The organism is Sporosarcina koreensis (genome assembly GCF_001531445.1).
Taxonomy (GTDB): domain Bacteria; phylum Bacillota; class Bacilli; order Bacillales_A; family Planococcaceae; genus Sporosarcina; species Sporosarcina koreensis_C.
Genome location: NZ_LQYA01000141.1, coordinates 1 through 23668, shown reverse-complemented (window position 1 = coordinate 23668; position 23668 = coordinate 1). Strand labels below are relative to the sequence as shown.

The following is a 23668-nucleotide window of genomic DNA, read 5'->3' as shown; positions in this document are numbered from 1 at the left end:
GAGCAGCACCACCCCCGCCAACACCATAGATGAAGACGGCAAGATTGCGGCTTGCGGCTACTTTCGGATCCAGTTGCCGAAGCGATCCCGCAGCGGCATTCCGCGGATTCGCAAACGGCTCTTCTCCGTTTTCATCCCGAGCTTCATTCAATCTCATGAATGACTTTTTCGGCATATACGCTTCTCCGCGAACTTCGATCGTCACAGGTTCGGCAAGCTTCAACGGGACGGTCCGAATCGTCTTCAAATTGGCGGTGATGTCCTCTCCGACCGTCCCGTCCCCACGTGTCGATCCTTGGACAAACGTCCCGTTTTCATATTTCAAAGAAACGGCAAGTCCGTCAATCTTTAATTCGCAAATATAGGAGACTTGACCGGCCCCCGCTTGCACCCGTCTGTCGAAATCTCGGATATCCTCTTCATTGAATACATTCGAAAGGCTCAACATCGGATACTCATGGACGACTTTGCTGAAGCCTTCAAGAACTTCCCCTCCGACCCGCTGCGATGGCGAATCGGGGTAGATCAGATCGGGATTTGCCGCCTCGAGGGAGAGCAATTCCTGCATGAGGCTGTCATAGACGGAATCGGGTACGGTTGGCCGATCCAGCACATAATAGGCATGTCCATACTCTTTGAGCAGATCATTGAGCTCCTGCACACGTTTTTCAACTGTATTTTGATCTATGTTTCGATCCATTCTTTCCTCTCCCTACGCTTTTTCTATCGGTGCGAATTTGGCAAGGAGCCGTTTGATGCCTACAGGTTCCGGGAATGCGATATCGAGTTCAAGATCGTCTTCCTTCCCTTTCACGCTGACAACCATGCCTGTCCCCCACGTTTTATGAGTCGCCTTGTCGCCTGCCTTCCAGCCCATTTTCTCCCCGCCGCTTGATTGATACACCGGCCTTTTAACAGCCGGCCGTACGGGTGCTTCCTTCCGCGAATAACCGCCATACGAAAAGCCTTGATTATTGTTGGCTGTCACTTCAATGATTTCTTCTGAAATCTCGTTCAGAAAACGAGATGGATTATTAAAGCTCGAGCGCCCGAACAATGTCCGGTAAGAAGCGCACGTTAAAAAGAGCCGGCGCTCTGCACGGGTGATCGCCACATAGGCAAGCCGACGCTCCTCTTCCATTTCTTCGTCATCTCCGATCGATCTGACGTGCGGGAAGATGTTCTCTTCCATGCCGATGACGAAGACGACAGGGAATTCGAGTCCTTTTGCCGCATGCATAGTCATTAGGACGATTTTTTCCGTTGTTTGGTTCTCTTCTTTGTCCAACGAATCGATATCGGCAATCAACGCGAGATCTGTCAGGAATGCGACAAGTGAACGATCACTTTCCTCTTCTTCAGCCCGCTTTTCGAATGCTTCCGTAACGGAAAGGAATTCCTCGATATTCTCCAGCCTGCTTTCCGATTCAATCGTTTTCTCACGAATGAGCATGTCACGGTAGCCCGTCTTCTCCAGCACTTGCTCCACCAGCTCTGAGACGGACAAATACTCCTGCATTTGCGTGAAGCCGCTGATCATATCCCTGAATTTCGACGCTTCGTTCGCAGCTCTTGCCGTCAGCCCCATGAAGTGGACTTCCTGCAACGCGTCAAAAACAGAACGGTCGTTCTCGATCGCGAATGACGCCATCCGTTCAAAGGACGTTGCCCCTATGCTCCGTTTCGGTTCGTTGATGATCCGAGCCAACGCTAAATCATCGTCATTATTTGCAATTAAACGCAAATAAGCGAGCAAGTCCTTGATCTCTTTTCGATCATAGAATTTTGTGCCGCCGACAATCGTATAATCAAGATTCGATTTCACTAGGTATTCCTCGATGACACGGGATTGGGCATTCGTGCGGTAAAGGATGGCGAATTGATCGAGTCTCAGATTTTCTTGTTCTTTCAGCTCGATGATCTGTTGGACGATGAACTGGGATTCGTCTTTTTCATCCGTTGCCTTGTAGATCGTAATCGAGTCGCCCTCTGCATTTTCCGTACGGAGCTTTTTGTCGTACCGGCTCTGGTTATTTTGAATGACGTCGTTCGCCGCCTGCAAAATCGTTTTCGTTGAACGATAATTCTGCTCGAGCAAGATGACCGTTGCATCTTTATAATCCTTTTCGAAAGATAGGATATTGCCGATATCGGCTCCGCGCCATCTGTAGATCGACTGGTCGGAATCACCGACAACGCATAGGTTCCGGAATTTTGCCGCCATCATATTGACGAGGCGATATTGCGCATTGTTCGTATCTTGGTATTCATCGACATGGATATACTGGAATTTATTTTGATAAAATTCGAGGACTTCAGGGACACGTTCGAATAATTTGAGAGTCATCATGATGAGGTCGTCAAAATCGAGCGATTGGTTTTGTCGCAGTTTTTTCGTATAGCCTTCGTAAACATCTGCAATCGTCATCTCATATGGGTTATGTGAATTGATCTGTCCTTTAAACGTTTCCGCATCGATACATTCGTTTTTTGCGGAACTGATTGCCCCAAGCATAGCCCGCGGATCGTATTGCTTCGGATCGATGTTGCGCTCCTTCAGCACATTTTTAATGGCCGTCAATTGGTCGGAAGAATCGAGGATCGTGAAGTTTTTTGAAATTCCGATACGGTCGATATCCCTCCGTAAAATGCGGACACACATCGAGTGGAATGTCGAGACCCACATCCTCTCGCCAGACCCCGGTCCAAGCAAGCCGTCAATCCGTTCTCGCATTTCCCGCGCTGCTTTGTTCGTGAATGTGATTGCTAATACATTGGAAGGGTACACGCCTTTTTCGACGATCAGATAAGCGATCCGGTGGGTCAGCACCCTTGTCTTTCCGGAACCTGCACCTGCCATGATCAGCAGTGGACCTTCCGTCTTTTTCACTGCGCGGGCTTGTTCAGGGTTCATGCCTGCAAGCAGATTTTGCGCGATTTCCTTCATATTTAATACCGCCTTTCAAAAGAACGTTTGTTCTTCATTATACCTTGAAACTTGTTAACGGGAAACCGATTTCACTGCTTCGACAGTCGAAAGAGCAGCTTTCAGGTCTTCGTAGATAATATTGCCGACGATGATTGTATCTGCAACTCCTGCCATCATTTTTGCTTCCTCTGCATTGCGGATGCCACCGCCGTAAAATAAACGCGTCCGGTCAAGCATACGCGCCGCCGCTTTGACAATGCCAGGATCGCCGAGCGTTCCGCTATATTCCAGATAGAATACAGGCAGCTTGAAGAGATGCTCCGCCATCCGCGCATAAGCGATGACATCCTCTTCATCCGGGGCTTCCTTGACTCCGGTCAGCCGCGCCGCTTTGCAATCGGTGTTCACGATTACATAGCCTTCCGTGACGACTTCATCCCAATCCATCATATGGCCATATTCCTTCAGCGCAGCATGATGGATGCCGTTCACCCACTTCGGATCGGTCGAATTCAACACTGTCGGGATGAAATAATAATCGAAGCCCATCGTCACCGATTCTACAGTCGACACTTCAAGCGCCACAGGCACAGAGAACCTGCGGATACGCGCTAGCAGGTCAAGGACGTTTTCGAGTGTCACATTATCCGTTCCTCCAATGATGATGCCGTCTGTTCCGGATTCCGCAAGCTGTTCAAGTTCTTCGTCCGCCAATTGTTTGGCGGGATCCACTTTAAAGGCGTGGCGCCAATTCTTATAGTCCATTTTGTCTACCACCTAATTCTTCAAATGCTTTTTGGATGCGCTCCGTTCGGGACGGGCGACTGCTATTCCTCAGTATACCAAAAAAACGGACGGATAGTTTCTCCGCCCGATCACTTCTTGTCATCATTCTCCGCAAGCTCCGGATAGAGGCGGTCCAACACAGTGTTGTAGCCGCCGGATCCATAATCGACGCAACGCCTCACTCTTGAGATTGTCGCGGTGCTCGCGCCGGTTTCATTTTGTATCCGGTCATATGTCTTTTTCTGCCTCAATGCATGTGCGACTTCTAAACGCTGCGCCAACGATTGCAGCTCGCTCATCGTCGCAAGGTCATCGAAGAACTTATAACATTCCTCAAGATCCTTCAACTCCAGGATGGCTTTGAATAACTGATCCGTTTGGGCACTGCGGATTTTATCGATTTGCATGGCTCCCCCTCCTTCTTTAAGGCGTATACGTTACAGATTTTGCAATTCCGGAATACGTAGGGATGATATGGATCCACGTCTTGCCAGGAACTAATTTTGCAGGAACTCCATTTTCCATTGGTACGAGGAATCCTTCGACATTTTTCCATTCCAGTTCTTTTGCAACACCTGCCTGGAACAGTATCGCCTTGCCGCCTCTTTCAATATCGACAGATTGTCTTCCAACGTTGTCGATCGTACGGTGGTCCGCTTCCATGACGATAATATTGGACAGTCCGACTTGTTCACCGTTCGCTTTATCCACTGTAAGGATGCTATTCACCATCCGGTTGTACGTTTCCGATTCAGGATCGTAGGAAAACGTGTTAATGAAATCCTTACTGGAGCTGAAGCGGACGACAATCATCGATGCGCTATCCCCTATTTTAGCATCCTCTACCGTTTCATGGAAAGCAAATGGAGGCACCTTTGCGATTTCGTCGGATGCACCGACCTTCTCCATCGCAATATTTATGTTTTCACCCGTTATATACGAATTATGGGGAGCTTTGCGATCCGTGGATCTTTTGAATAATGTCCCGTCATATTGCATGCCATTCACGTTTTCGACATACCTGTTCGCCAACAGCTTTTGTGCATCCGGGCTATACCCATGGGCTACGTAAAATGCATCCATCCCTTTCGCTAGGTGAATGAAATAGTCACGCGCGCTACGGATAGGGCCGACCGTCTCCGGCAGTTCACTCTGGAACAGTGCTAAAAATCTTGTCACATTCCCTTCCGCCATGAATTCATAGACGATATCCGCCTGGCTTATCCCCGATTGCGGCCTTGCATGCGGATGATTGTTGATCGTTGCGAGCACCGGCCTCGCCCATTTCTCCTCCTCGGTCAGCACACCGGTGAACGGCGCGCGATATAGGAGTGAGCCGTCTACCTCAGGCTCTTCCTCTGGTTCCTCTTCGATTTCGACTTCTTCGATTTCTTCCGGCTCCGGAACATTTTCTTCCGCGTCGGCTTTCTCTTTTTTTGAACACGCTGACAGCAACAGCAACATGATGGCTAAGGCAAACAGCCATCCTCTCTTTTTCCCTTTCATTCGTTCCTCCTATCTTTCCGTTGTCGGAATGATTACTTCATTTTTCATAACATGATAAAGTCCCACTTGTGTTGCCCGTATGTATGGCAAATGGGTCGACTGCAGAAATAGGAATGTGTAGACGGCATCGCCATGCTTGTACCCCCGCTCTGCTAGCTCCTTCTTCAATGCAATTTCCTGTTCAATCAATACTTCCATACGATCCGCCGATAGCCCCCCGCCAATTCGCAGCGGGATGGATGAAGCCACTTTACCATCTTCAACAAGCACCATGCCGCCTTTCAAACGTTTCATTTCCCGGAACGCTTGCAGCATCGCCTTTTTATCCTTCCCAATGAGGATGATATCACCTGTATTGGAATAGGAGGATGCAAAGCCTTGCACTTGATTCGCGAAGCCTTTGATGAACGTATTCACCCGCCACTTCCCATGTCTGTCGATGAGCATGAGGAAGCTCTCGTCATGATCCGTTGAAAGCTTGTCCACTGAAAGATCGAGCTTCACTTCATACGGTTTCGTAATGACGTCATTCACCATTTCAATGCCGACCGCTTCAGTAAACTCAAACTCATTTTCATCCAAATCGAAGTCGGGTTCGAATTCCGGGATGATCGACCAATCGACTTGCTTGAACGGTGCAGTCGAAGCATGATCGCGTTTCAGCCACTTCCCTTTCGATAGGACGTCCGTCGGCACCGGATTCGTTTCATTATCAAGGAAGTTGAGCGTCGCATATCTCCCCGTCGCTATGACGCCATGCACATCATCGATGCCATAATAGCGCGCAACATTGTATGAAGCCATCAAATACGCATCGATCGGCTTCACTCCCGCATCGAGCGCCACTTGAATGCATTTGTCCATGACGCCGTCAGTATGGAAGGAAGGCGTCGAGCCGTCCGTCGTCATCATGAGATGATCGAAAACGTCCAACTCCTTGTCGATGATCCCTTTCAGTAAATCAGGCAAATCAGGCCGGATCGACGAATGGCGAAGTGTCACTGCATACCCTTGCAATAATCGCGCTTCCACTTCTTCCGTCGTCATCGCTTCATGATCGCCGTCAGCCCCTAACAGCTTCATCCTTGCAAGTGTCCGCTCGGAAGCCCCTGGGAAGTGCCCTTCGATTTTTTTACCAGCTTTTTTCGCTGCAATGACAGACGCTGTCATATCCGGATCGCCGTTCATAAGACGCGGCCATCCCGTCAGTTCCCCGCCCATCAAAACATCGTCACGCTTCAGCCATTCACCAATCGCTTCTAAATTGAAAACGCCTTGTTCATCTTGCAATACCGTTTGGGAATCAAACCTCGCCCACCAATAAAATGAAAACGGCAGCTCGTTCAATTGATCTATTAATTTGAATGCCCCTTCATTTCCTAGCAGCAAGAAGAATGTCAAGTTGTCCGATAAAAATGTCGTCGTCCCGAGCCTGCCTGCATAGTCGGCGAATCTTTCCGGATTATATAGCTGGAACGGGTGGACATGCGGCTCGATATAGCCGGGAACGATTTTCTTTCCGGTTGCATCTATGATTTCCGCACCTTCCGTCATGGCAGGCATTCTCTCACCCGCGTAGACAATTCGATCTGCCTTGATCCAAATGGTTCCCGTCACCCATTTCTTAAGGATGGAATGTAGATACGTCGCATTTTGAATGATGAGATCCGGAGCAACCTTCCCGTTGATGATTTCGAGTTGCTGTTGAATTTCATGTTGGTTCCACATGTCGATAAACCCCTTTTGAAGAGAATTCTATATACTTTATCCCGCATTAACTGGCTGTAAGATCCTCAAGAATCAACAGTCAGTAAATGCCCGATTGGTGCAACTAACAATCAGTAGAAGTTCGCTACTGATTGTAGTTTTACTTTATCCCGCATTAACTGGCTGTAATATCCTCAAGAATCAACAGTCAGTAAATGCCCGATTGGTGCAACTAACAATCAGTAGAAGTTCGCTACTGATTGTAGTTTTACTTTATCCCGCATTAACTGGCTGTAAGATCCTCAAGGATCAACAGTCAGTAAATGCCCGATTGGTGCAACTAACAATCAGTAGAAGTTCGCTACTGATTGTAGTTTTACTTTATCCTAGCATAGCATCCTTTTGAAATATAGATGTTTCGCATCATTTGCATGAAATTTCAGTCGCCTTCTATTGTACAGCAGCTTATCCTACGATGTCCTGTGTATCTTTTCCCATCCTGCGGGAACGCTAAGTGCAAACTTTTTTCAAGCTCCACATGAAAGGAGAGTTGCAAATGACTGAAAAACTAGCCCCTCCTTTATTCAATTCTCTAGCGGAACAGTTCAAACCTACAAACGATATCATTCAAACGTCGCTGCAATTGAAAGGTCACTGCGCGTTCCTATTCTATGTGAAATCGGTCGTAGATGGCGATAAACTTCAGCAAACAATCATCAGGCCTTTTTTTGAAATGGCTTCTGAAGAAGGATTTGCTTCTTATATCCAATCCTTGCCAAATCAAACCGATGTACCGGATTACAAAAAGCTACTCATGATGCTAAGTGCGGGATTTGTATTGGTTGCTATTGATAATCGGACTTTTTTACTGAATATCCGTCTTGTTAAGAATAATGAAATTCAGGAAACGGTGATGGAACCGACAATTCATGGACCGCAAAAAGGATTGAGCGAGGACGTTGAAACGACGATCAACTTGATCCGGCAACGGTACCATAATTCTTCTTTGAAGATCGAAAAAGTCAAAAAGAATGACGTATCGAACCGCGCAATCGTTTTGCTTTATGACGATGATCGAGTTGACCCCGATGTGTTAGCAAAAATTAGAGCAAAGCTTGAGGAAATTAACACCCCTTTATTACAATCAGCGGAGGATCTTCAGCACTTCCTTAACCAGAGCAAGTTGACGCTTTTCCCTACAACAATGGTGACAGAGCGTCCCGATCGCATTATTTACAATTTGGTCGGCGGTAAAGTTGTCATCGCAATTGACGGAAGTCCGAATGTCATCCTTGCACCTGTCGTTTTTTTCGATTTCATGTCATCCATGGAAGATAATTACCACGTCTCACTTGTAACAGGATTCACTATCATGCTTAGGTATTTAGGTTTATTCACATGTATTTTCCTTCCTAGCTTCTACGTAGCGATGACATCCTATAATCCCGATATTCTCAGGATCGAATTGGCCCTTACTGTGGCGGGAAGCAGAATCGGCGTACCTTATCCATCTTTTGTGGAAGTATTTTTCATGCTATTCTTCATGGAATTATTGACGGAGGCGAGCATGCGACTGCCAAAAGCCGTCAGTGCTACCGCAACGACTGTCGGCGGCCTCATCCTCGGCACGGCGGCAACAGAAGCGGCACTCACTTCTACCATAATGATCATCATCATTTCCGCAGTCGCCATTTCAACTTTCGTCATTCCCATAAACGAAATGAGTTTCGCGATGAGGATTACGAGATTTATCTTGCTTATTTATACATCCCTCTTCGGAATGGTCGGCCTACTGGTCGGGTTCATCGGCATCATTATGTTTTTGGCAAATAAAGATAGCTTGGGCATACCTTATTTACGGATTTCGTGGAAGGGCAAAAGTGATGAATTGAGGATGAACAATAAATGAGCCGATTCCTTTTTTACTTAATAGTAGTGAATATGCTGACAAACATGGTTTCCATAACACCTAGGATCCTCATTGCCGGCAGCACGACTGGGACTGTCCTTTCCTTGCTGCTTGCACTTGTCGTCGGAATGATTTTGACCTATTTCCTTATCAATCTATTCAGCCAATTCCCTGGACAGGGTTTACCGGAAATAATAAAAGATCACGTTCCAAAAGGATTATCCGCGCCCATTCTCCTGTTTTTCTCATTAACATGGTACTTTGCCGGACTTTCAACACTTGTTGTTTATTCATTGATCATTTTCCGTTTTCTGACTCCCGAAATGTCAATCTATACGATTGTGTTAGCTTTTGTTGTAGTCGTCACATACGGCGTCCTCATGACTTCATCAAACATCTTATATATGAGCGAAATTGTACTTATCATCGTTTTTCCTTTTATCTTCTTCGTCCAATTAAAAGGCTATCTCAGCTCCAGTCTGAATTGGGATTATGTACGGGTAGCCATCATGCAAATTAATCATCTGCCTAGCTACACATCTTTTACATCTTCACTTTTTATCGTCATCGGAGCGGCAAACCTGATCATTTTTAATCGGTTTTTCACTAAACTGAAAAAGCCGTCACGGAAAGGCATGACCATTCTAACATTAACCTGCACATTTATTCTTCTGACGACATATTTCCTGCCGATCGGCTTTGGCGGATTCGAAGCTCTCAATAATGTTCTCTATCCGTGGATTGCTACGAGTGATTCCATACGTATGAAATTCGGGATCATCGAAAGGATCGTCTTCATATTCATCGGTGCCTTTTTAGCCCTTGGCGTCATTAGTATGACAATGCATTGGCATGTTTCTCTTCAGCTGCTTTCGAGCGTCATTTATTTCAAACGTTTCAAATGGAAATCGGTCAATTTGACTCTTCCTTTGTTCATTGTCTTTTTTTGGGCTATTGCTATGTACACAACAAAAACCATTACTTCAAACGGTATATTTCAATCAGTCCAATTGTTTGATCGAATCATTTTACCGATCATCATAATTCTGCTCTTCGTTTGTTTATTGGCAGGGAAGAAAGGAGCTCAGTCAAAATGGCCGGAATCAAAAAAATGAGAAAGGGCTGCCTATTGATTGCGCTATTGACCGCGCTTCTTCTACAATCCGGATGTGCATTCAAAGACATCGACAAGCGGGTGTTTGTCGTCGGAATCGGCATAGATCCTTCCGATAAAGTGAGGAATGGATTCAAAGTGACATTGAAGATGGCAAAACCTGTCGGCAACGTCAAACAAGCGACCGCCCCAGTTTATGCGTATATCTCCCATGATTCCGAATCGGTTGCAGAAGCGATCCGCACGATGGAAACACAGGTCGATAAAGTATTGGATTTGGGACATAACAGAATCATCATTATGCATAGGGATTTGCTTTCGAAGGATTTGGATACATTCATGGATTTTTTCACGCGACGCGGGGATGTTCAATATATCGCGTATGTTGCAGTTGCTGAGTCAACCGCTGAAGAGGCCATCACCTTTGAGCCGGTAACGGAAACACCTGCATCGATTGCATTATATAACTACTTCGACGATACCGGAACGGAAAGTCCATACGTCATTACAACTTTCCTATTTGAATTCAGGCGGGAAGTACTAGGAAAAGGTATTAACACGGTTATGCCCATTATTGGGATTGATAAGGAAAACAACACATTCAAAGTCGATAAATCGATCATCCTTAAGCTTGGAGAAGAGCCGCTCGAATTGAATTCAGTCGAAACAAAGTATCTAAATTCACTTATTAACAAAGCGTCCGGCTTCAGCTACAAGGTTGAAGAAAATGACATGACGCTAGTGTTGAATATAAATGAGGTTAAAATGAAGTATAAAATCATTCTAGACGAAGTGAGTCCACGGATTGACATGAACATAAAAAAAGTCGGTGTCATCGGCGAATCCGATAAACGCTTGTCTATCAAGCATTTACAAAAATACGATGAAATTGTAGCAGATGATGTGAAAAAGAAAGTTATGGAGTTATTAACAACTCTTCAAAAAAACAATGTTGATCCATTTGGATTTGGGTTGCGTTATCGTGCAACGAGATTGTCCCGAAAAGATATTATGGATGAGTGGGACCGCATTTATCCTGAAATTGAGTTCAATGTCAAAATGGATATCCAGCTTAAAGGAACCGGAGCAGTGGAATGATTCACTGAAAATCCCATTATAAAAAAGACCGTTTCATAAGAGTCGTTTATCGCTGACTCTGTGAAACGGTCTTGTGTTTACTTACTTTGGAATGCCCTCCAACCGATATCTGTCCGATAGAAAAATCCATTCCATTCAACTTGATTCAATTTGTCATATACTTCGTTCCGCGCTTCCGCTAGCGATTCCGCTTTCACCGCTGCAAGAAGGACACGGCCCCCGTTGCCGACAAAATAATCGGCTTCGGTCTTCGTTCCCGCATGGAAGATGTCGAGGCCGTTGAGCAGGTCTAGATCCGGCAGTTTTGTACCCCTCACGACATCGCCAGGATAGCCGTCCGACGCGATGACGACGCCGAACATCGCTTCATCATGCCATTTCAATTCAAACGGCTCTTTATTCATAAGCGCCTTCATGAACTCCCCGAAGTCAGAAGCCATTCTTAGCAGGACGACCTGTGTTTCCGGATCGCCGAAGCGGGCATTGAACTCAATCACTTTCGGTCCTTCTTCCGTCAAAATGAGACCCGCGTAAAGGATTCCCGTGAACGGTGTTCCTTCTTCAGTCATGGCGCGGACTGTCGGAACGACGACCTTTTTATACGCTTCTTTGATGACATGCTCCGGAATATGAGGAACCGGGGAGTAAGCGCCCATCCCACCGGTATTCGGACCTTTATCTCCGTCATAGGCGCGCTTATGATCTTGCGCGATGACCATCGGGTAGATTTGCCCGTCATGCACAAATGACATGTACGAGAACTCTTCCCCGTCGAGGAATTCCTCGATGACGACGCGGGATGATGACTCACCGAACCGTTGATTGCCGATCATGTCGTCAACCGCTTCGAGCGCTTCCTCCAATGTCATGGCGACAACGACACCTTTCCCCGCCGCGAGTCCGTCCGCCTTCACAACAATCGGTGCTCCTTGTTGACGGATAAACGCCTTCGCTTCTTCTGCGTCCGTGAACGTGCCGTATGCGGCCGTCGGAATATCGTATTTACTCATCAAGTCTTTTGCGAAAGACTTACTTCCTTCAATTTGAGCAGCAGCCTTCGTCGGTCCGAAAATCCGTAAGCCTTTATTGATGAAATGATCGACGATCCCTTCCGCCAACGGTTGCTCCGGTCCGACAAACGTCAAGTCAATCCTTTGTTCGATTGCGAATGAAGCGAGCGCCTCAAAATCAGTCGCGGCAATCCCGATACATTCCGCATCGTTTTTCATGCCGTCATTCCCGGGTGCGACATATACGTTTGAAACGGACGGCGAATCATTGAACTGCCTAGCAATCGCATGTTCCCGACCGCCGCTGCCGATTACGAGTACTTTCATCTGTATCTTCTCCTTCGAATCAATGTTTGAAATGACGTACGCCTGTGAACACCATCGCAATGCCGTATTCATTCGCCTTTTTGATGGAATCTTCGTCTTTCACGGATCCACCCGGCTGGATGATTGCAGTAATTCCCGCTTTCACAGCCGCTTCCACTGTATCGTCCATCGGGAAGAATGCGTCAGAGGCAAGCGCTGCGCCTTTCGCACGTTCCCCCGCTTGCGTCAATGCAATCGTAGCAGCCCCAACACGGTTCATTTGCCCGGCTCCGACGCCCAGCGTCCTTTGTGCATCCGAAACGACAATCGCATTCGATTTCACATGCTTGACGACTGCCCAGCCGAGCTTGAGCGCTTCCCATTCAGCTTCCGTCGGTTCACGGTCCGTTGCAACCCGGATCTCCGCATCTTCGAAACCGAAAGTATCTGGCTGTTGCATGAGGAGGCCGCCTTCAACCGACACTGTATTCCAAGCATCTTTTGTATGTTGTTCAAACGGAATCGTCAACAGACGGATATTTTTCTTCTTTGTCAATAAATCAATCGCTTCGTCCGCGAACGACGGCGCGATGATGATTTCAAGGAAGATTCCAGAAAGCTTTTCAGCAGTTGCTGCATCCACTTCACGGTTCAAGGCGATGATGCCTCCGAAGATGGAAACCGGGTCGGCTTCATATGCTTTATTGAACGCCTCGGCAACCGTTTCGCCGACTCCTACGCCGCAAGGGTTCATATGCTTGACCGCCACTGCAGCCGGTTGGTTGAATTCCTTGACGATTTGGATTGCCGCGTTCGCGTCCTGGATATTGTTATAAGAAAGCTCTTTACCGTGCAATTGCTCCGCATTCGCAATGGAGAAATCCGAACCAAGCGGACGGCTATAGAACGCCGCGTTCTGATGCGGATTTTCACCGTAGCGGAGCGGCTGTTTCAACTCGTATGTAAACGTCACTTGCTCAGGGAATTGTTCGCCAGCAAGATCAGTCAAGTAGCCTGAGATGAGCGCATCGTACGCAGCTGTGTGACGGAACACTTTTGCTGCAAGACGTCGGCGTGTTTCAAGTGTCGTTTGCCTTGCCGTTTGCAGTTCTTCAAGCACTTGGCCGTAATCTGCTGCGTCGACGATAACGGTGACGTACGCGTGGTTTTTTGCGGATGCGCGAAGCATTGCAGGCCCGCCGATGTCGATATTTTCAATTGCGTCATCGACTGTAACATCAGGTTTCGAAATCGTCTCTTTGAATGGGTACAGATTCACGCAGACAATATCAATCGGTTGAATGCCGTGCTCGGTCATTTGTGCTTGATGCGCTGCGTCATCCCGCTTTGCAAGGAGTCCGCCATGGATCATCGGGTTGAGCGTTTTCACCCGTCCTTCCATTATTTCAGGGAAGCCTGTCACTTCGTCGACTGCCGTCACTGTGACGCCGTTTTCTTTTAGATGCTTCATTGTGCCGCCAGTTGACAAGATTTCATAATCTAATTTTGCAAGCGCCTGTGCAAATTCCAAGATTCCATTTTTGTCTGAGACGCTGAGCAATGCCCGTTTTTTCACGAATGAACCCCTCCGTTATTTGGTGAATGACTATATTTGAATAGACTTTTTAAAAATAATTGAACCCTTACGTGAATAAATGGACCCTTGGCGATAAAGAATGGCCCTTGATGTGATTAATGGACCTTCGAAGCTAAAGAATGGGCCCTTGTTCAAATTAATGGACCCTAAAGGCGAAAGAATGGTCCCTTGATGGAATTAATGGACCTTGGAGGATAAAGAATGGACCTTGACTTCAATCAAAGTACGCACTTCGCTTTATTTGTAATTAGCTTCTGCAATGTTTCCTTATAGATGACATGCTCCACCGCATGGATCGCTAGTGCTGTCAGTTCCGCATCACCTTCCACGACAGGAACCGCCGCTTGCGCGAGGATCGGACCTGTATCCATTCCTTCATCAACAAGATGGACAGTGACACCCGTCACTTTCACACCATGAGCGACCGCTTGTCCGATTGCATCCTTGCCAGGGAATGAAGGAAGCAACGATGGATGGATATTGACGATGCGTGAAGGATAGGCGGCTAATAAAGTCGGTCCGATCAGCCGCATATAGCCTGCAAGTGCAATCCATTCAACGTCCTCCTCACGCAAAATGCCGAGCAGCGCTTCTTCATAATCGTGCTTCGACGGGAAAGCTTTCGGCTCCAATGCAACGACCCGAATGTCCGTCTGCCTTGCCCGTTCTACGACGAATGATGCAGGCTTATCTGTCATGACAAGGACGATTTCCGCGTCCAACTCGCCGTTGCGGCATGCGTTTTCAAGCGCTTCGAAATTGCTGCCGCTGCCTGAAGCGAATACCGCTATTTTTGCTTTCACCTTCATTCCGCCAAACTCCCATCATGGCTTCCTTTGAAGACGACTCCCGATCCACTTACGACACGGCCGATTTCATATGCTTCTTCGCCGTGCTGAGCAGCAATTTGAATCGCGCGTTTCGCATGTTCTGCAGGGAGTGCGACGACAAATCCGATACCCATATTGAAGACGCTGTACAAGTCTTTATCCGTAAGCTCGCCTTTCACCTTCAACATTTTGAAGATAGGCAGTACAGGCCACGAGCCGAGCTCTACTTCGACGCCGAACCCTTCCCCGAACATCCTTGGTAGGTTTTCATAAAATCCTCCACCGGTAATATGCCCCATCGAATGGACATCAAGCTCTTCATGCATTTGCATGACCGGCTTCGCATAGATTTTGGTCGGCTCAAGCAAAGCAGCGCCGACCTTGCCGAGTTCCTCGAATCCGGCGATATACTCGTCAAGCCCATATCCTTGCTCTTCCAGAACGATTTGGCGGACGAGCGAGAATCCGTTTGAGTGGATGCCGCTTGAAGCAAGACCGACAAGCACATCCCCTTCAGCGACTTTCTCCCCTGTAACGACTTTGCTCTTTTCACAGGCTCCGACCGCAAATCCAGCCAAATCATATTCTTCAACATCGTAAAGTCCAGGCATTTCAGCCGTCTCGCCGCCGATCAACGCTGCTCCCGACTGAACGCAACCATCCGCGATTCCTTTGACAATCGCCTCGACCTTTTCAGGGACCGCTTTTCCAAGTGCGATATAATCCAAGAAATAAAGCGGCTCCGCGCCTTGCGCGACGATATCATTCACACACATCGCCACACAGTCGATGCCGATCGTATCATGTTTATCCGCGAGAAATGCCAACTTCAATTTCGTACCTACGCCGTCCGTGCCGGAGATGAGCACAGGCTCTTCATAATTCAGCTCGGAAAGGTCGAACATTCCCCCGAAACCGCCAAATGCACCCGCTACACCTTTACGCACAGTACGTGCGACATGAGATTTCATCCGTTCAACCGATTCATACCCCGCCTCGATATTCACTCCCGCTTTTTCATACGCTTTTGACATGGAAAGTCCTCCTTATCGCCCGATTTCTTTTTCGTGCGGCAATACTGTATCCGCATAGATTTCTGTCGGATATTCGCCCGTGAAGCACGCAAGACATTGTCCGCAGTTTTTCATTTCAGCAGGTCTGCCGATCGCCTTCAGCATCCCTTCCGCCGAAAGGAATGTCAGTGAATCCGCGCCGATCAACTCCCGCACTTCATCCACAGATCGCCCTGTCGCGATCAAATCGGAATCCGTGCTAATATCCACGCCATAGAAGCAAGGACTCACGAGCGGAGGTGCCGCGATGACGACGTGCACTTCTTTCGCACCGGCTTCCCTCAACATTTTGACAATCCGTCTCGACGTCGTTCCTCGGACAATCGAATCGTCCACCATGACAACCCGCTTCCCTTCGACGACCTGATGGACAGGGGAAAGCTTCATCTTCACGCCTCTTTCGCGCATCGCCTGCGTCGGCTGGATGAACGTCCTGCCGACATATCTATTTTTAATTAACCCCAATTCATACGGTATGCCGCTCTCTTCCGAAAATCCGATTGCCGCAGAAATACTCGAATCGGGCACACCTGTCACAACATCCGCTTCAATCTTAACTTCCTTAGCAAGCTGCTTGCCGCATCGTTTCCGCGCCATATGGATATTAATGCCGTCGATATCCGAATCCGGTCTCGAAAAATAGACATATTCCATTGAGCAGATTGCCCGGTCTGCCGGTTCCGCGAATCGATCGGAATGCAATCCCTTTTCATTAATGACAATCAATTCACCAGGCTCGACCGATCGAATTGTTTCGGCTCCAATCAAATCAAACGCGCACGTTTCAGATGCGACAACCCATGCATCTCCCAATTTCCCAAGGGACAAAGGACGCAACCCATTCGGATCCTGCGCGACGAGCAATCCTTCCTCCGTCAAAACGACGAATGCGAAAGCCCCTTTCAACATCGACAGCGCCTTTTTCACACGATCTCGTTGTGTCAATGAACCGCTGCTGCTACGTTTAATTAAATGAGCAAGCACTTCAGTATCGGACGTCGTTTGAAAAATACTGCCTTGCTTTTCAAGACTTTCCTTCAAATCCTTCGCATTGACCAAGTTGCCATTATGCGCAATTGCCAAACTGCCCGTCATGGAACGGAAGACGAGCGGCTGCACGTTTTCCGCGCCCCGTCCTTCTTCCGTCGTGTAGCGGACTTGGCCGATTGCGGCACGTCCCGTCAAGCCTTTCAGCGCATCGCCCGAAAACACATCATTCACTAGGCCTTCACCTTTGACAACATGAAGTCCTTTGCCATTTTTCGTCACGATTCCCGCGCCTTCTTGACCGCGGTGCTGCAGCGCATGCAAGCCATAATAGCTTAGCTGCGCCGCATCTTCATGCCCCCAAATGCCGAACACGCCGCATTCTTCATTTAGGCCTCTGAGTTCAGCAAGCATGGAATTGCTCCTTTCCAAGCAGAACGGAATTCTTCCACCGTCCCGTCAATCAAGACCGTATCGTTATCGCCTTTTATGACGATTTTATTTTGATTGGTAACCGTACCGATTTGCACTGCATCTTGAACGATCGCTTCAAAAGCTGTCGTTAGCTCTTCTTTCACCGTTACAAGGAAGCGGGATTGCGTTTCACTGAATAAAGCGGTCACGGCCGAACCTTTGATGGTCACTTCCGCGCCGAGTCCTTCCGCATCGAATGCCTTCTCGCAAAGTGCAACGGCGAATCCGCCTTCCGATAGATCAGTTGCTGACTGGACGAGTTTACTTTGGATCGCTTTGAGCAACGCCTTTTGACGAGTCGCTTCCACTTCCAAATCGATGGCAGGCACTTTCCCGAAAATCTTGCCATGCACCATTTGCTGAAGCTCGCTGCCACCAAATTCCGTCTCAGCATCGCCAATCAAGTAAATCGCGTCGCCTGCTTGTTTAAATGAAGTTGTCGTCACTTGGGACAAGTCATGAATGAGTCCTACCAACCCCATCGTCGGCGTCGGGTAGACCGGAACCCCGTTTACTTCATTCGACATAGATACGTTTCCGCCGATAATCGGCGCATTCAACGTACGGCACGCTACTGCAATGCCATCCGCCGACTTCTCAATTTGCCAGAACACTTCTGGCTTGTCCGGGCTACCGAAGTTTAAGCAATCCGTTGCTGCAATCGGTTCTGCTCCTGAACAGATCAAGTTACGTGCCGCTTCTGCAACGGCAATCTTTCCGCCTGTTTTCGGGTCGAGGTAAATATAGCGTGAGTTGCAATCCGCCGTCATGGCAAGCCCTTTATTCGTGCCTCGCACACGGATGACACCAGCTGATGAACCCGGCGCTACAACTGTATTCGTGCGTGCTTGCGAATCGAATTGGCTATATACCCACTCTTTCGATGCGATTGTCGGACGTTGCAATAAAGCAGACAATGTCTCTTTCAAATCACCGACAGCCGGTTCTTCATTGTCCATAGCCTGAAATTCACTGAAGTAGGCAGGCTCTTCCGATTTTTTATGGTAAACCGGCGCGTCTTCCGCAAGAGTATCTGCCAAAATTTCCGCGACAACTTCACCTTTATGTGTAAGCCGAAGCATTTTGTCATCTGTAACTTTCCCGATCGCCACTGCTTCCAGCCCATATTTCTTGCACAAGTCGATGATTTCCTGCTCACGGCCTTGCTTCACGACGACGAGCATCCGCTCCTGCGACTCGGAAAGCATCATTTCGTAAGCCGTCATGCCTTCTTCACGCTGCGGAACGAGATCCAAGTTCAATTCCACGCCGTACCCAGCTTTCGAAGCCATTTCCGCTGACGATGAAGTAAGTCCTGCCGCACCCATGTCCTGGATTCCAATCAATGCATCCGACTTCACCAATTCAAGGCAAGCTTCCATAAGAAGCTTCTCAAGATATGGATCGCCTGCCTGCATGACCGGCAGCTCTTCCTCTTTATCAACCGCGACTTCAGAAGAAGACATCGTCGCACCGTGGATTCCATCCCGCCCCGTTTTCGCTCCGACATAGAGGACCGTATTGCCGACGCCGGATGCAAGACCTTTCTGGATATCTTCATGATTCAGTAAACCGACAGCCATCGCATTGACGAGCGGACGCTTCGAATAGCAATTATCGAACTGGACTTCCCCTGCAACCGTCGGAATCCCGATCGTATTTCCGTAGCTCGCAATTCCTGCAACCGCCTCTTCGAATAAATAACGGTCACGCTCATCCGTCAAATCACCGAAACGCATCGAGTTCACAAGCGCTACTGGACGCGCCCCCATTGAAAAGACATCACGGATAATACCGCCCGCCCCTGTCGCCGCACCGATGAACGGTTCAATTGCCGAAGGAGAGTTATGTGATTCCATTTTGAAGACAGCCGCCTGGTTATCCCCGATATCAACGATTCCTGCACCTTCCCCTGGACCTTGCAACACACGTGCACCTTCCGTCGGGAACTTGCGCAATACCGGCTTCGAGCTTTTATAAGAACAATGCTCCGACCACATCGCGGAGAACAATCCTGTCTCCGTATAATTCGGAAGGCGACCGATCATGTTAACTGCACGATCGAACTCCTCATCGGTCATTCCCATTTGGCGGTACAATTTTTCATCTTTAACTTGCTGAGCTGTAGGTTCATGCATGGTTGACATTCTTCTCACTCCAGTTCTTCAGAATTGATCGGAATAAAGGCAAACCTTCCGTTCCCCCGATGATTTCCTCGACTGCCCGTTCAGGAAGCGACATCATGCCGAGGACATTCCCTTCTTCATTCAAAACACCTGCGATTCTCTCAACACTGCCGTCAGGATTGCCGTCTTCGTATGTGAAGGCGATCCGATTCTGTTCTTTCAATTGTTCTGCAGTATCAGCGTCGACATAATAGTTGCCGTATTCGTGGGCGAATGGGAGCGTAATATGCTGCCCTTGCTCGTAAATGCTAGTGAATGTCGATGTCGAATTTTGAACAGCAAGTTTTGCGTTGCCGCTTCTGAATTTCAATCCTTTATTCCGCAAGAAAGCGCCTGGAAGGATTCCCGCCTCGACCAATATCTGAAAACCGTTTCCTACGCCAAGCACTGGCTTGCCGGTAGCGGCGAATGCTTTCAAGCTATCGATTGATTTGGAGCTTTGGGCAAGCGCGCCTGGACGTAAGTAGTCGCCGTAGGATGCTCCCGTTGGAATGACGACAGCATCGAAATTGTTTAGGTCGGCTTCCTGATGACTGATGATTTCCGCACCGACGCCTACGATATCCACTAGGGCATGATACATGTCCACGTCACAGCTGGATCCTGGGAAACTTAGAATAGCGAACCTCATTTGCCCGCAACCTCCCCGATTTCAAAGCTATAGTCCTCGATCACTTTATTGACAAGAAGCTTTTCGCACATTTCTTTTACACGCGCTTCGATTTCATTGTCTGTACCAGCTAGCTCAAGCTCGATCAGTCTTCCGATGCGTACGCTTTCGACTTCATTGAACCCTAATGTTTGGAGTGCCTCCTGAGCTGCAATTCCTTGTGGATCAACAACACTTTCGCGTAATGTTACGTAAACGTTCACTTTTGTCATGTCAATTTCCTCCCGAATGGATTAAGTTTGGTATCGAATTGGTTTTATTCTCAAGCCCAGATGCCTGTTGAATCGATTTCTTCCAACGTCTTTTCTAAACAATCGGTCATGATGGTCACATGTCCCATTTTCCGTTTTTCTTTCGCCTCGGCCTTCCCGTACAAATGGATCGACCAATCAGGGTAATTCGTAACCACTTTCTTCAATGGCACGACATGCTCCCCGAGCACATTCACCATGATGGACGGTGCCCAAAGCTTCGGCTTTCGCAGCGGCCATCCGCACACCGCACGGATATGCTGATGGAACTGGGATACATTGCATGCCTCAATCGAGTAATGGCCGGAATTATGAGGGCGTGGTGCAAGCTCATTGATGACAATTTCATCGTCCTCAAGCACGAACATTTCAACCGCCAGCGTTCCGACAAGCTTCAGATGGTCTGCGATTTTTTTCGCCGCATCTTCCGCCTTCGCGATGACTGACTCGGAAACTCTTGCAGGAACGATCGATTCATGCAAAATATGATTCTTATGAATGTTTTCAGCAATCGGGAGGCAGTACGACTCACCCTCCGGATTGCGCTGGATGATGACGGAGATTTCCGTTTTAAAAGGGACGAACGCTTCCGCGATGCAAGCCGAATGGGCGAAGAGCGGTTCCGCTAGTTCTATATCGTTCGCCGAATCGAGTTTCACCTGCCCCTTTCCGTCATAACCTCCGAAAGCTGTTTTCACGATGCAAGGGAATCCGACCTTATCGATCTCCTGTATTAATTCACTGAATGAAGCCGCTGCAATATAATTTGCGACCGGCGCACCGGATGCTTTGATTTCAGCTTTTTCCGCTATTCGATTTTGAGTGATCCGTACAAGTTCTGCTCCTTGTGGAACGTAAGCAATCTGGCTAAGGCGCTGAAGTCCTTCAAAATCGATGTTTTCAAATTCATATGTGATGACATCACTAACTTCACCAAGCTCTTCAAGCGCCGCTTCGTCGTCATACGGTGCAACAATACGGATATCGGCAATCTGGCCGCAAGGTGAATCCATCGTCGGATCAAGCACTGCAATCTTAAAGCCCGCTTCCTTTGCGGCAAGCCCCATCATCCTTCCAAGCTGACCCCCGCCGATAATCCCGATTGTCTGTCCAGGTAAAATTGTTTTCATTGCAACTCACCACTGCTTTCCAAAGCGGCATCCCGCATTTTTCCCCTGCGTTGTTCAAGACGGCTCCGTAACGTAGAATCGTGGACGGCTAGAAACTGTGCCGCAAGCAATCCAGCATTCGTAGCGCCCGCCTTTCCGATTGATACCGTAGCAACTGGTACCCCTCCAGGCATCTGAACGATGGATAGCAATGAGTCCATTCCATTCAACGCCTTCGATTGGACTGGAACTCCAATGACAGGCAGTAGCGTCTTCGCTGCTACCATTCCGGGAAGGTGGGCAGCTCCGCCTGCACCCGCGATAATGACTTCAATGGCACGGGCCTGAGCCTGTTCCGCATATTCAAACATATAATCCGGTGTACGATGCGCTGAAACGACCTTCTTTTCATAGTCAACACCGAGCTCGTCCAATATGTCGCAAGTATGCTTCATCGTTTCCCAATCACTTTTACTTCCCATGATCACGCCGACTTTCGGTCCCATAAACAATCCGCTCCTTTTGAAAAATGCTGAAACTCATTACGTACGATTTCAATAAAAAAATCCTTGAATAAGCTGCGTTCCAAATGCATGGAAAGCAGTTCATTCAAGGATATTCAATGAGCGTTAAGATGAACGTAACCATAAGGCATGGCACACCCTTCGCTGAATCCTAAAAATCGCTTTCCCGCATAGTCCGGACATTTACGGTGTCCTGGTAGAAACGCTGAAGCCAATCCTTCAGCATATATGTGGGTTATCTAACTACACTCAGTGTAACAACTGAAATCGAATACGTCAATCAAAAATACGAACAATGAACAATAGGAGCTGTTCATTGTTCGTATAACAGACAATTTATTCACCCAGTATACCTTTAAACTTAATGACTTGCCGGATTGGGACGTATTCGCCATCCTTCTCCGCGAATATTGGCTCCTCCATCCGGCCCGCCACTCGATAACCGGCTGCAGCCAATCGCTGCAAGCACTCGTCAATCGTTTCTCCTTCTCCAACTTCAAACCAAACCGTTTTCTTTTTCGTACTCATTTGAATAAATTCCCTCTCCTCACAGACTTCACCCAGAATCCGCCATGAATCGTTCTTGCCTCATACGCAATAATAAATGCCTTCGGATCAATCTGTTTGATTGTATCATACAGTTTCAATTCATCTTTTCGGGGCGTCAAAATCTGCATCGCCGAACGACTCCCTTCCAAACCGTGCGCAGACCAATCTGTCACTCCATAGCCTTTTTCCCGCAACAATCTCGGCATCTCATAATCGACACCAGCCGTAATGACATTTACCGTAATATAGCCTAGAGCTAACTTTTCTTCGATCTTCGTCCCGATAATCACACCGGACCCATACCCAAGCGCATACGCTATAATATTTTGAATTTCATTCAGATTATCCAACACCAAACCTAGCCCCACAATATAAATGACAATCTCCACCATGCTGACGAAGGCTGCAATATAACGATACCCCTTCAAAGTTAGAATCATCCGGATTGTAAAGAAAGATACATATACGATGTTAATGACAAATATGATCAATACCATTTTCATTCTTCAGCAAACCTCCCATGCCTAGGTTGACTTCCATCGTATCGTGCAAAGCAACGGATTACAAGAAATAATCGTTGTGGTGCCCGGTTTGGAGAGTGATTTATGCGTGAGATTTGCGATTTATGCGTGGAAGTCGGATTTTATGAGTGTGGAAAGACACTTTATGAGCGTGGAAGGACTTTTTATGAGCGCCGAAAGGTATTTTATGAGCGCGGAAGGACTTCTTTTGAGCGCCGAAAGGTACTTTATGAGCGCGAAAGGACTTCTTTTGAGCGCCAAAAGGTACTTTATGAGCACGGAAGACTTTTTATGAGCGTGGGAGAACAAACAAGCTCGCGCCAAATGCCTTTGACACTTTAAGCACTTATTATTGAAATGAATTAATTTCGAACACAAAAAACCATCCCCCACAGGGGATGGCCTTTGCCCGGCGACGTCCTACTCTCACAGGGGGAAGCCCCCTACTACCATCGGCGCTGAAGAGCTTAACTTCCGTGTTCGGTATGGGAACGGGTGTGACCTCTTCGCCGTCGTCACCAGACTATGTATG

The 23668-nt window shown here is 47.9% G+C and carries 20 protein-coding genes, 1 rRNA gene, 1 pseudogene and 1 riboswitch; of the genes and pseudogenes, 3 read left to right on the top strand and 19 right to left on the bottom strand.

Features of this window, described 5'->3' with window-relative positions:
- The 6 genes and pseudogenes from ligA to AWV70_RS15065 all read right to left on the bottom strand — a co-directional run.
- A pseudogene (gene ligA, locus AWV70_RS24690) lies at positions 1-700 on the bottom strand (NAD-dependent DNA ligase LigA); the annotation flags it as partial.
- 12 nt (positions 701-712) lie between these two features.
- The gene (gene pcrA / locus AWV70_RS15085; protein WP_060208905.1) at positions 713-2947 is read right to left on the bottom strand and encodes a DNA helicase PcrA; all 2235 of its coding nucleotides are present in this window, start codon (positions 2945-2947) and stop codon (positions 713-715) included.
- Positions 2948-3001: 54 nt separating this feature from the next.
- The gene (locus AWV70_RS15080) at positions 3002-3694 is read right to left on the bottom strand and encodes a heptaprenylglyceryl phosphate synthase (RefSeq protein ID WP_060208902.1); all 693 of its coding nucleotides are present in this window, start codon (positions 3692-3694) and stop codon (positions 3002-3004) included.
- A gap of 110 nt (positions 3695-3804) precedes the next feature.
- Positions 3805-4122, bottom strand: a complete 318-nt coding sequence (locus AWV70_RS15075; protein WP_060208898.1) for a YerC/YecD family TrpR-related protein — start codon at positions 4120-4122, stop codon at positions 3805-3807.
- A 16-nt stretch (positions 4123-4138) separates the two neighbouring features.
- Complete coding sequence (locus tag AWV70_RS15070; RefSeq protein WP_060208897.1) at positions 4139-5221, bottom strand: DUF3048 domain-containing protein; 1083 nt, start codon at positions 5219-5221, stop codon at positions 4139-4141.
- A gap of 9 nt (positions 5222-5230) precedes the next feature.
- Positions 5231-6949 carry an adenine deaminase C-terminal domain-containing protein gene (locus tag AWV70_RS15065; RefSeq protein ID WP_060208894.1) on the bottom strand — a complete coding sequence of 573 codons (1719 nt, stop codon included), beginning with the start codon at positions 6947-6949 and terminating at the stop codon, positions 5231-5233.
- A 535-nt stretch (positions 6950-7484) separates the two neighbouring features.
- On the opposite strand from AWV70_RS15065, the gene AWV70_RS15060 reads away from it, so the two are divergent.
- The 3 genes from AWV70_RS15060 to AWV70_RS15050 are packed head-to-tail and all read left to right on the top strand — an operon-like array spanning position 7485 to position 11049.
- Positions 7485-8837, top strand: a complete 1353-nt coding sequence (locus tag AWV70_RS15060) for a spore germination protein (RefSeq protein WP_060208892.1) — start codon at positions 7485-7487, stop codon at positions 8835-8837.
- The gene (locus AWV70_RS15055; RefSeq protein WP_060208890.1) at positions 8834-9952 is read left to right on the top strand and encodes a GerAB/ArcD/ProY family transporter; all 1119 of its coding nucleotides are present in this window, start codon (positions 8834-8836) and stop codon (positions 9950-9952) included. Before AWV70_RS15060 ends, AWV70_RS15055 begins: the two co-directional genes overlap by 4 nt.
- Entirely contained in the window at positions 9931-11049 is a 1119-nt protein-coding gene (locus tag AWV70_RS15050; protein WP_060208888.1) for a Ger(x)C family spore germination protein, read from the top strand. The genes AWV70_RS15055 and AWV70_RS15050 overlap by 22 nt, the downstream gene beginning before the upstream one ends.
- Before the next feature lie 77 nt (positions 11050-11126).
- Here the strand turns inward: AWV70_RS15050 and purD are convergent, their stop codons facing one another.
- The 13 genes from purD to rrf all read right to left on the bottom strand — a co-directional run bounded on the left by purD (position 11127) and on the right by rrf (position 23659).
- Positions 11127-12386 (bottom strand): phosphoribosylamine--glycine ligase, encoded by a 1260-nt coding sequence (gene purD, locus AWV70_RS15045; RefSeq protein ID WP_060208886.1) that lies wholly within the window; start codon positions 12384-12386, stop codon positions 11127-11129.
- 19 nt (positions 12387-12405) lie between these two features.
- On the bottom strand, positions 12406-13941 hold the full coding sequence (gene purH / locus AWV70_RS15040) for a bifunctional phosphoribosylaminoimidazolecarboxamide formyltransferase/IMP cyclohydrolase (RefSeq protein ID WP_060208884.1): 1536 nt from the start codon (positions 13939-13941) through the stop codon (positions 12406-12408).
- 239 nt (positions 13942-14180) lie between these two features.
- Positions 14181-14771: a phosphoribosylglycinamide formyltransferase gene (gene purN, locus AWV70_RS15035; RefSeq protein WP_060208881.1), complete on the bottom strand. Its 591-nt coding sequence runs from the start codon at positions 14769-14771 to the stop codon at positions 14181-14183.
- Positions 14768-15826: a phosphoribosylformylglycinamidine cyclo-ligase gene (gene purM, locus AWV70_RS15030; protein WP_060208879.1), complete on the bottom strand. Its 1059-nt coding sequence runs from the start codon at positions 15824-15826 to the stop codon at positions 14768-14770. Before purM ends, purN begins: the two co-directional genes overlap by 4 nt.
- A gap of 12 nt (positions 15827-15838) precedes the next feature.
- Positions 15839-17266, bottom strand: a complete 1428-nt coding sequence (gene purF, locus AWV70_RS15025; RefSeq protein WP_060208877.1) for an amidophosphoribosyltransferase — start codon at positions 17264-17266, stop codon at positions 15839-15841.
- Positions 17242-19473, bottom strand: a complete 2232-nt coding sequence (gene purL / locus AWV70_RS15020) for a phosphoribosylformylglycinamidine synthase subunit PurL (protein ID WP_060208873.1) — start codon at positions 19471-19473, stop codon at positions 17242-17244. Before purL ends, purF begins: the two co-directional genes overlap by 25 nt.
- Positions 19457-20143 (bottom strand): phosphoribosylformylglycinamidine synthase subunit PurQ, encoded by a 687-nt coding sequence (gene purQ, locus AWV70_RS15015; RefSeq protein WP_060208870.1) that lies wholly within the window; start codon positions 20141-20143, stop codon positions 19457-19459. Before purQ ends, purL begins: the two co-directional genes overlap by 17 nt.
- The gene (gene purS / locus AWV70_RS15010) at positions 20140-20394 is read right to left on the bottom strand and encodes a phosphoribosylformylglycinamidine synthase subunit PurS (protein ID WP_060208868.1); all 255 of its coding nucleotides are present in this window, start codon (positions 20392-20394) and stop codon (positions 20140-20142) included. Before purS ends, purQ begins: the two co-directional genes overlap by 4 nt.
- Before the next feature lie 50 nt (positions 20395-20444).
- On the bottom strand, positions 20445-21563 hold the full coding sequence (gene purK / locus AWV70_RS15005) for a 5-(carboxyamino)imidazole ribonucleotide synthase (RefSeq protein WP_060208867.1): 1119 nt from the start codon (positions 21561-21563) through the stop codon (positions 20445-20447).
- Positions 21560-22048: a 5-(carboxyamino)imidazole ribonucleotide mutase gene (purE, locus tag AWV70_RS15000; RefSeq protein WP_060208864.1), complete on the bottom strand. Its 489-nt coding sequence runs from the start codon at positions 22046-22048 to the stop codon at positions 21560-21562. Before purE ends, purK begins: the two co-directional genes overlap by 4 nt.
- A gap of 169 nt (positions 22049-22217) precedes the next feature.
- A riboswitch (purine riboswitch) is annotated at positions 22218-22318 on the bottom strand.
- 84 nt (positions 22319-22402) lie between these two features.
- Positions 22403-22594, bottom strand: coding sequence for an NETI motif-containing protein (locus AWV70_RS14995; RefSeq protein WP_060208861.1), 192 nt, complete (start codon positions 22592-22594; stop codon positions 22403-22405).
- Positions 22591-23118, bottom strand: coding sequence for a DUF2179 domain-containing protein (locus AWV70_RS14990; RefSeq protein ID WP_060208859.1), 528 nt, complete (start codon positions 23116-23118; stop codon positions 22591-22593). The genes AWV70_RS14995 and AWV70_RS14990 overlap by 4 nt, the downstream gene beginning before the upstream one ends.
- A gap of 425 nt (positions 23119-23543) precedes the next feature.
- Positions 23544-23659: ribosomal RNA gene (gene rrf, locus AWV70_RS14980) — 5S ribosomal RNA — on the bottom strand.
- Positions 23660-23668: the final 9 nt, after the last annotated feature.

Bases quoted from the DNA above. Each gene is read 5' to 3' on its own strand.
- pcrA (WP_060208905.1), bottom strand. From the start codon at position 2,947: ATGAAGGAAATCGCGCAAAATCTGCTTGCAGGCATGAACCCTGAACAA.
- AWV70_RS15080 (WP_060208902.1), bottom strand. From the start codon at position 3,694: ATGGACTATAAGAATTGGCGCCACGCCTTTAAAGTGGATCCCGCCAAA.
- AWV70_RS15075 (WP_060208898.1), bottom strand. From the start codon at position 4,122: ATGCAAATCGATAAAATCCGCAGTGCCCAAACGGATCAGTTATTCAAA.
- AWV70_RS15070 (WP_060208897.1), bottom strand. From the start codon at position 5,221: ATGAAAGGGAAAAAGAGAGGATGGCTGTTTGCCTTAGCCATCATGTTG.
- AWV70_RS15065 (WP_060208894.1), bottom strand. From the start codon at position 6,949: ATGTGGAACCAACATGAAATTCAACAGCAACTCGAAATCATCAACGGG.
- AWV70_RS15060 (WP_060208892.1), top strand. From the start codon at position 7,485: ATGACTGAAAAACTAGCCCCTCCTTTATTCAATTCTCTAGCGGAACAG.
- AWV70_RS15055 (WP_060208890.1), top strand. From the start codon at position 8,834: ATGAGCCGATTCCTTTTTTACTTAATAGTAGTGAATATGCTGACAAAC.
- AWV70_RS15050 (WP_060208888.1), top strand. From the start codon at position 9,931: ATGGCCGGAATCAAAAAAATGAGAAAGGGCTGCCTATTGATTGCGCTA.
- purD (WP_060208886.1), bottom strand. From the start codon at position 12,386: ATGAAAGTACTCGTAATCGGCAGCGGCGGTCGGGAACATGCGATTGCT.
- purN (WP_060208881.1), bottom strand. From the start codon at position 14,771: ATGAAGGTGAAAGCAAAAATAGCGGTATTCGCTTCAGGCAGCGGCAGC.
- purM (WP_060208879.1), bottom strand. From the start codon at position 15,826: ATGTCAAAAGCGTATGAAAAAGCGGGAGTGAATATCGAGGCGGGGTAT.
- purF (WP_060208877.1), bottom strand. From the start codon at position 17,266: ATGCTTGCTGAACTCAGAGGCCTAAATGAAGAATGCGGCGTGTTCGGC.
- purL (WP_060208873.1), bottom strand. From the start codon at position 19,473: ATGTCAACCATGCATGAACCTACAGCTCAGCAAGTTAAAGATGAAAAA.
- purQ (WP_060208870.1), bottom strand. From the start codon at position 20,143: ATGAGGTTCGCTATTCTAAGTTTCCCAGGATCCAGCTGTGACGTGGAC.
- purS (WP_060208868.1), bottom strand. From the start codon at position 20,394: ATGACAAAAGTGAACGTTTACGTAACATTACGCGAAAGTGTTGTTGAT.
- purK (WP_060208867.1), bottom strand. From the start codon at position 21,563: ATGAAAACAATTTTACCTGGACAGACAATCGGGATTATCGGCGGGGGT.
- purE (WP_060208864.1), bottom strand. From the start codon at position 22,048: ATGGGACCGAAAGTCGGCGTGATCATGGGAAGTAAAAGTGATTGGGAA.
- AWV70_RS14995 (WP_060208861.1), bottom strand. From the start codon at position 22,594: ATGAGTACGAAAAAGAAAACGGTTTGGTTTGAAGTTGGAGAAGGAGAA.
- AWV70_RS14990 (WP_060208859.1), bottom strand. From the start codon at position 23,118: ATGAAAATGGTATTGATCATATTTGTCATTAACATCGTATATGTATCT.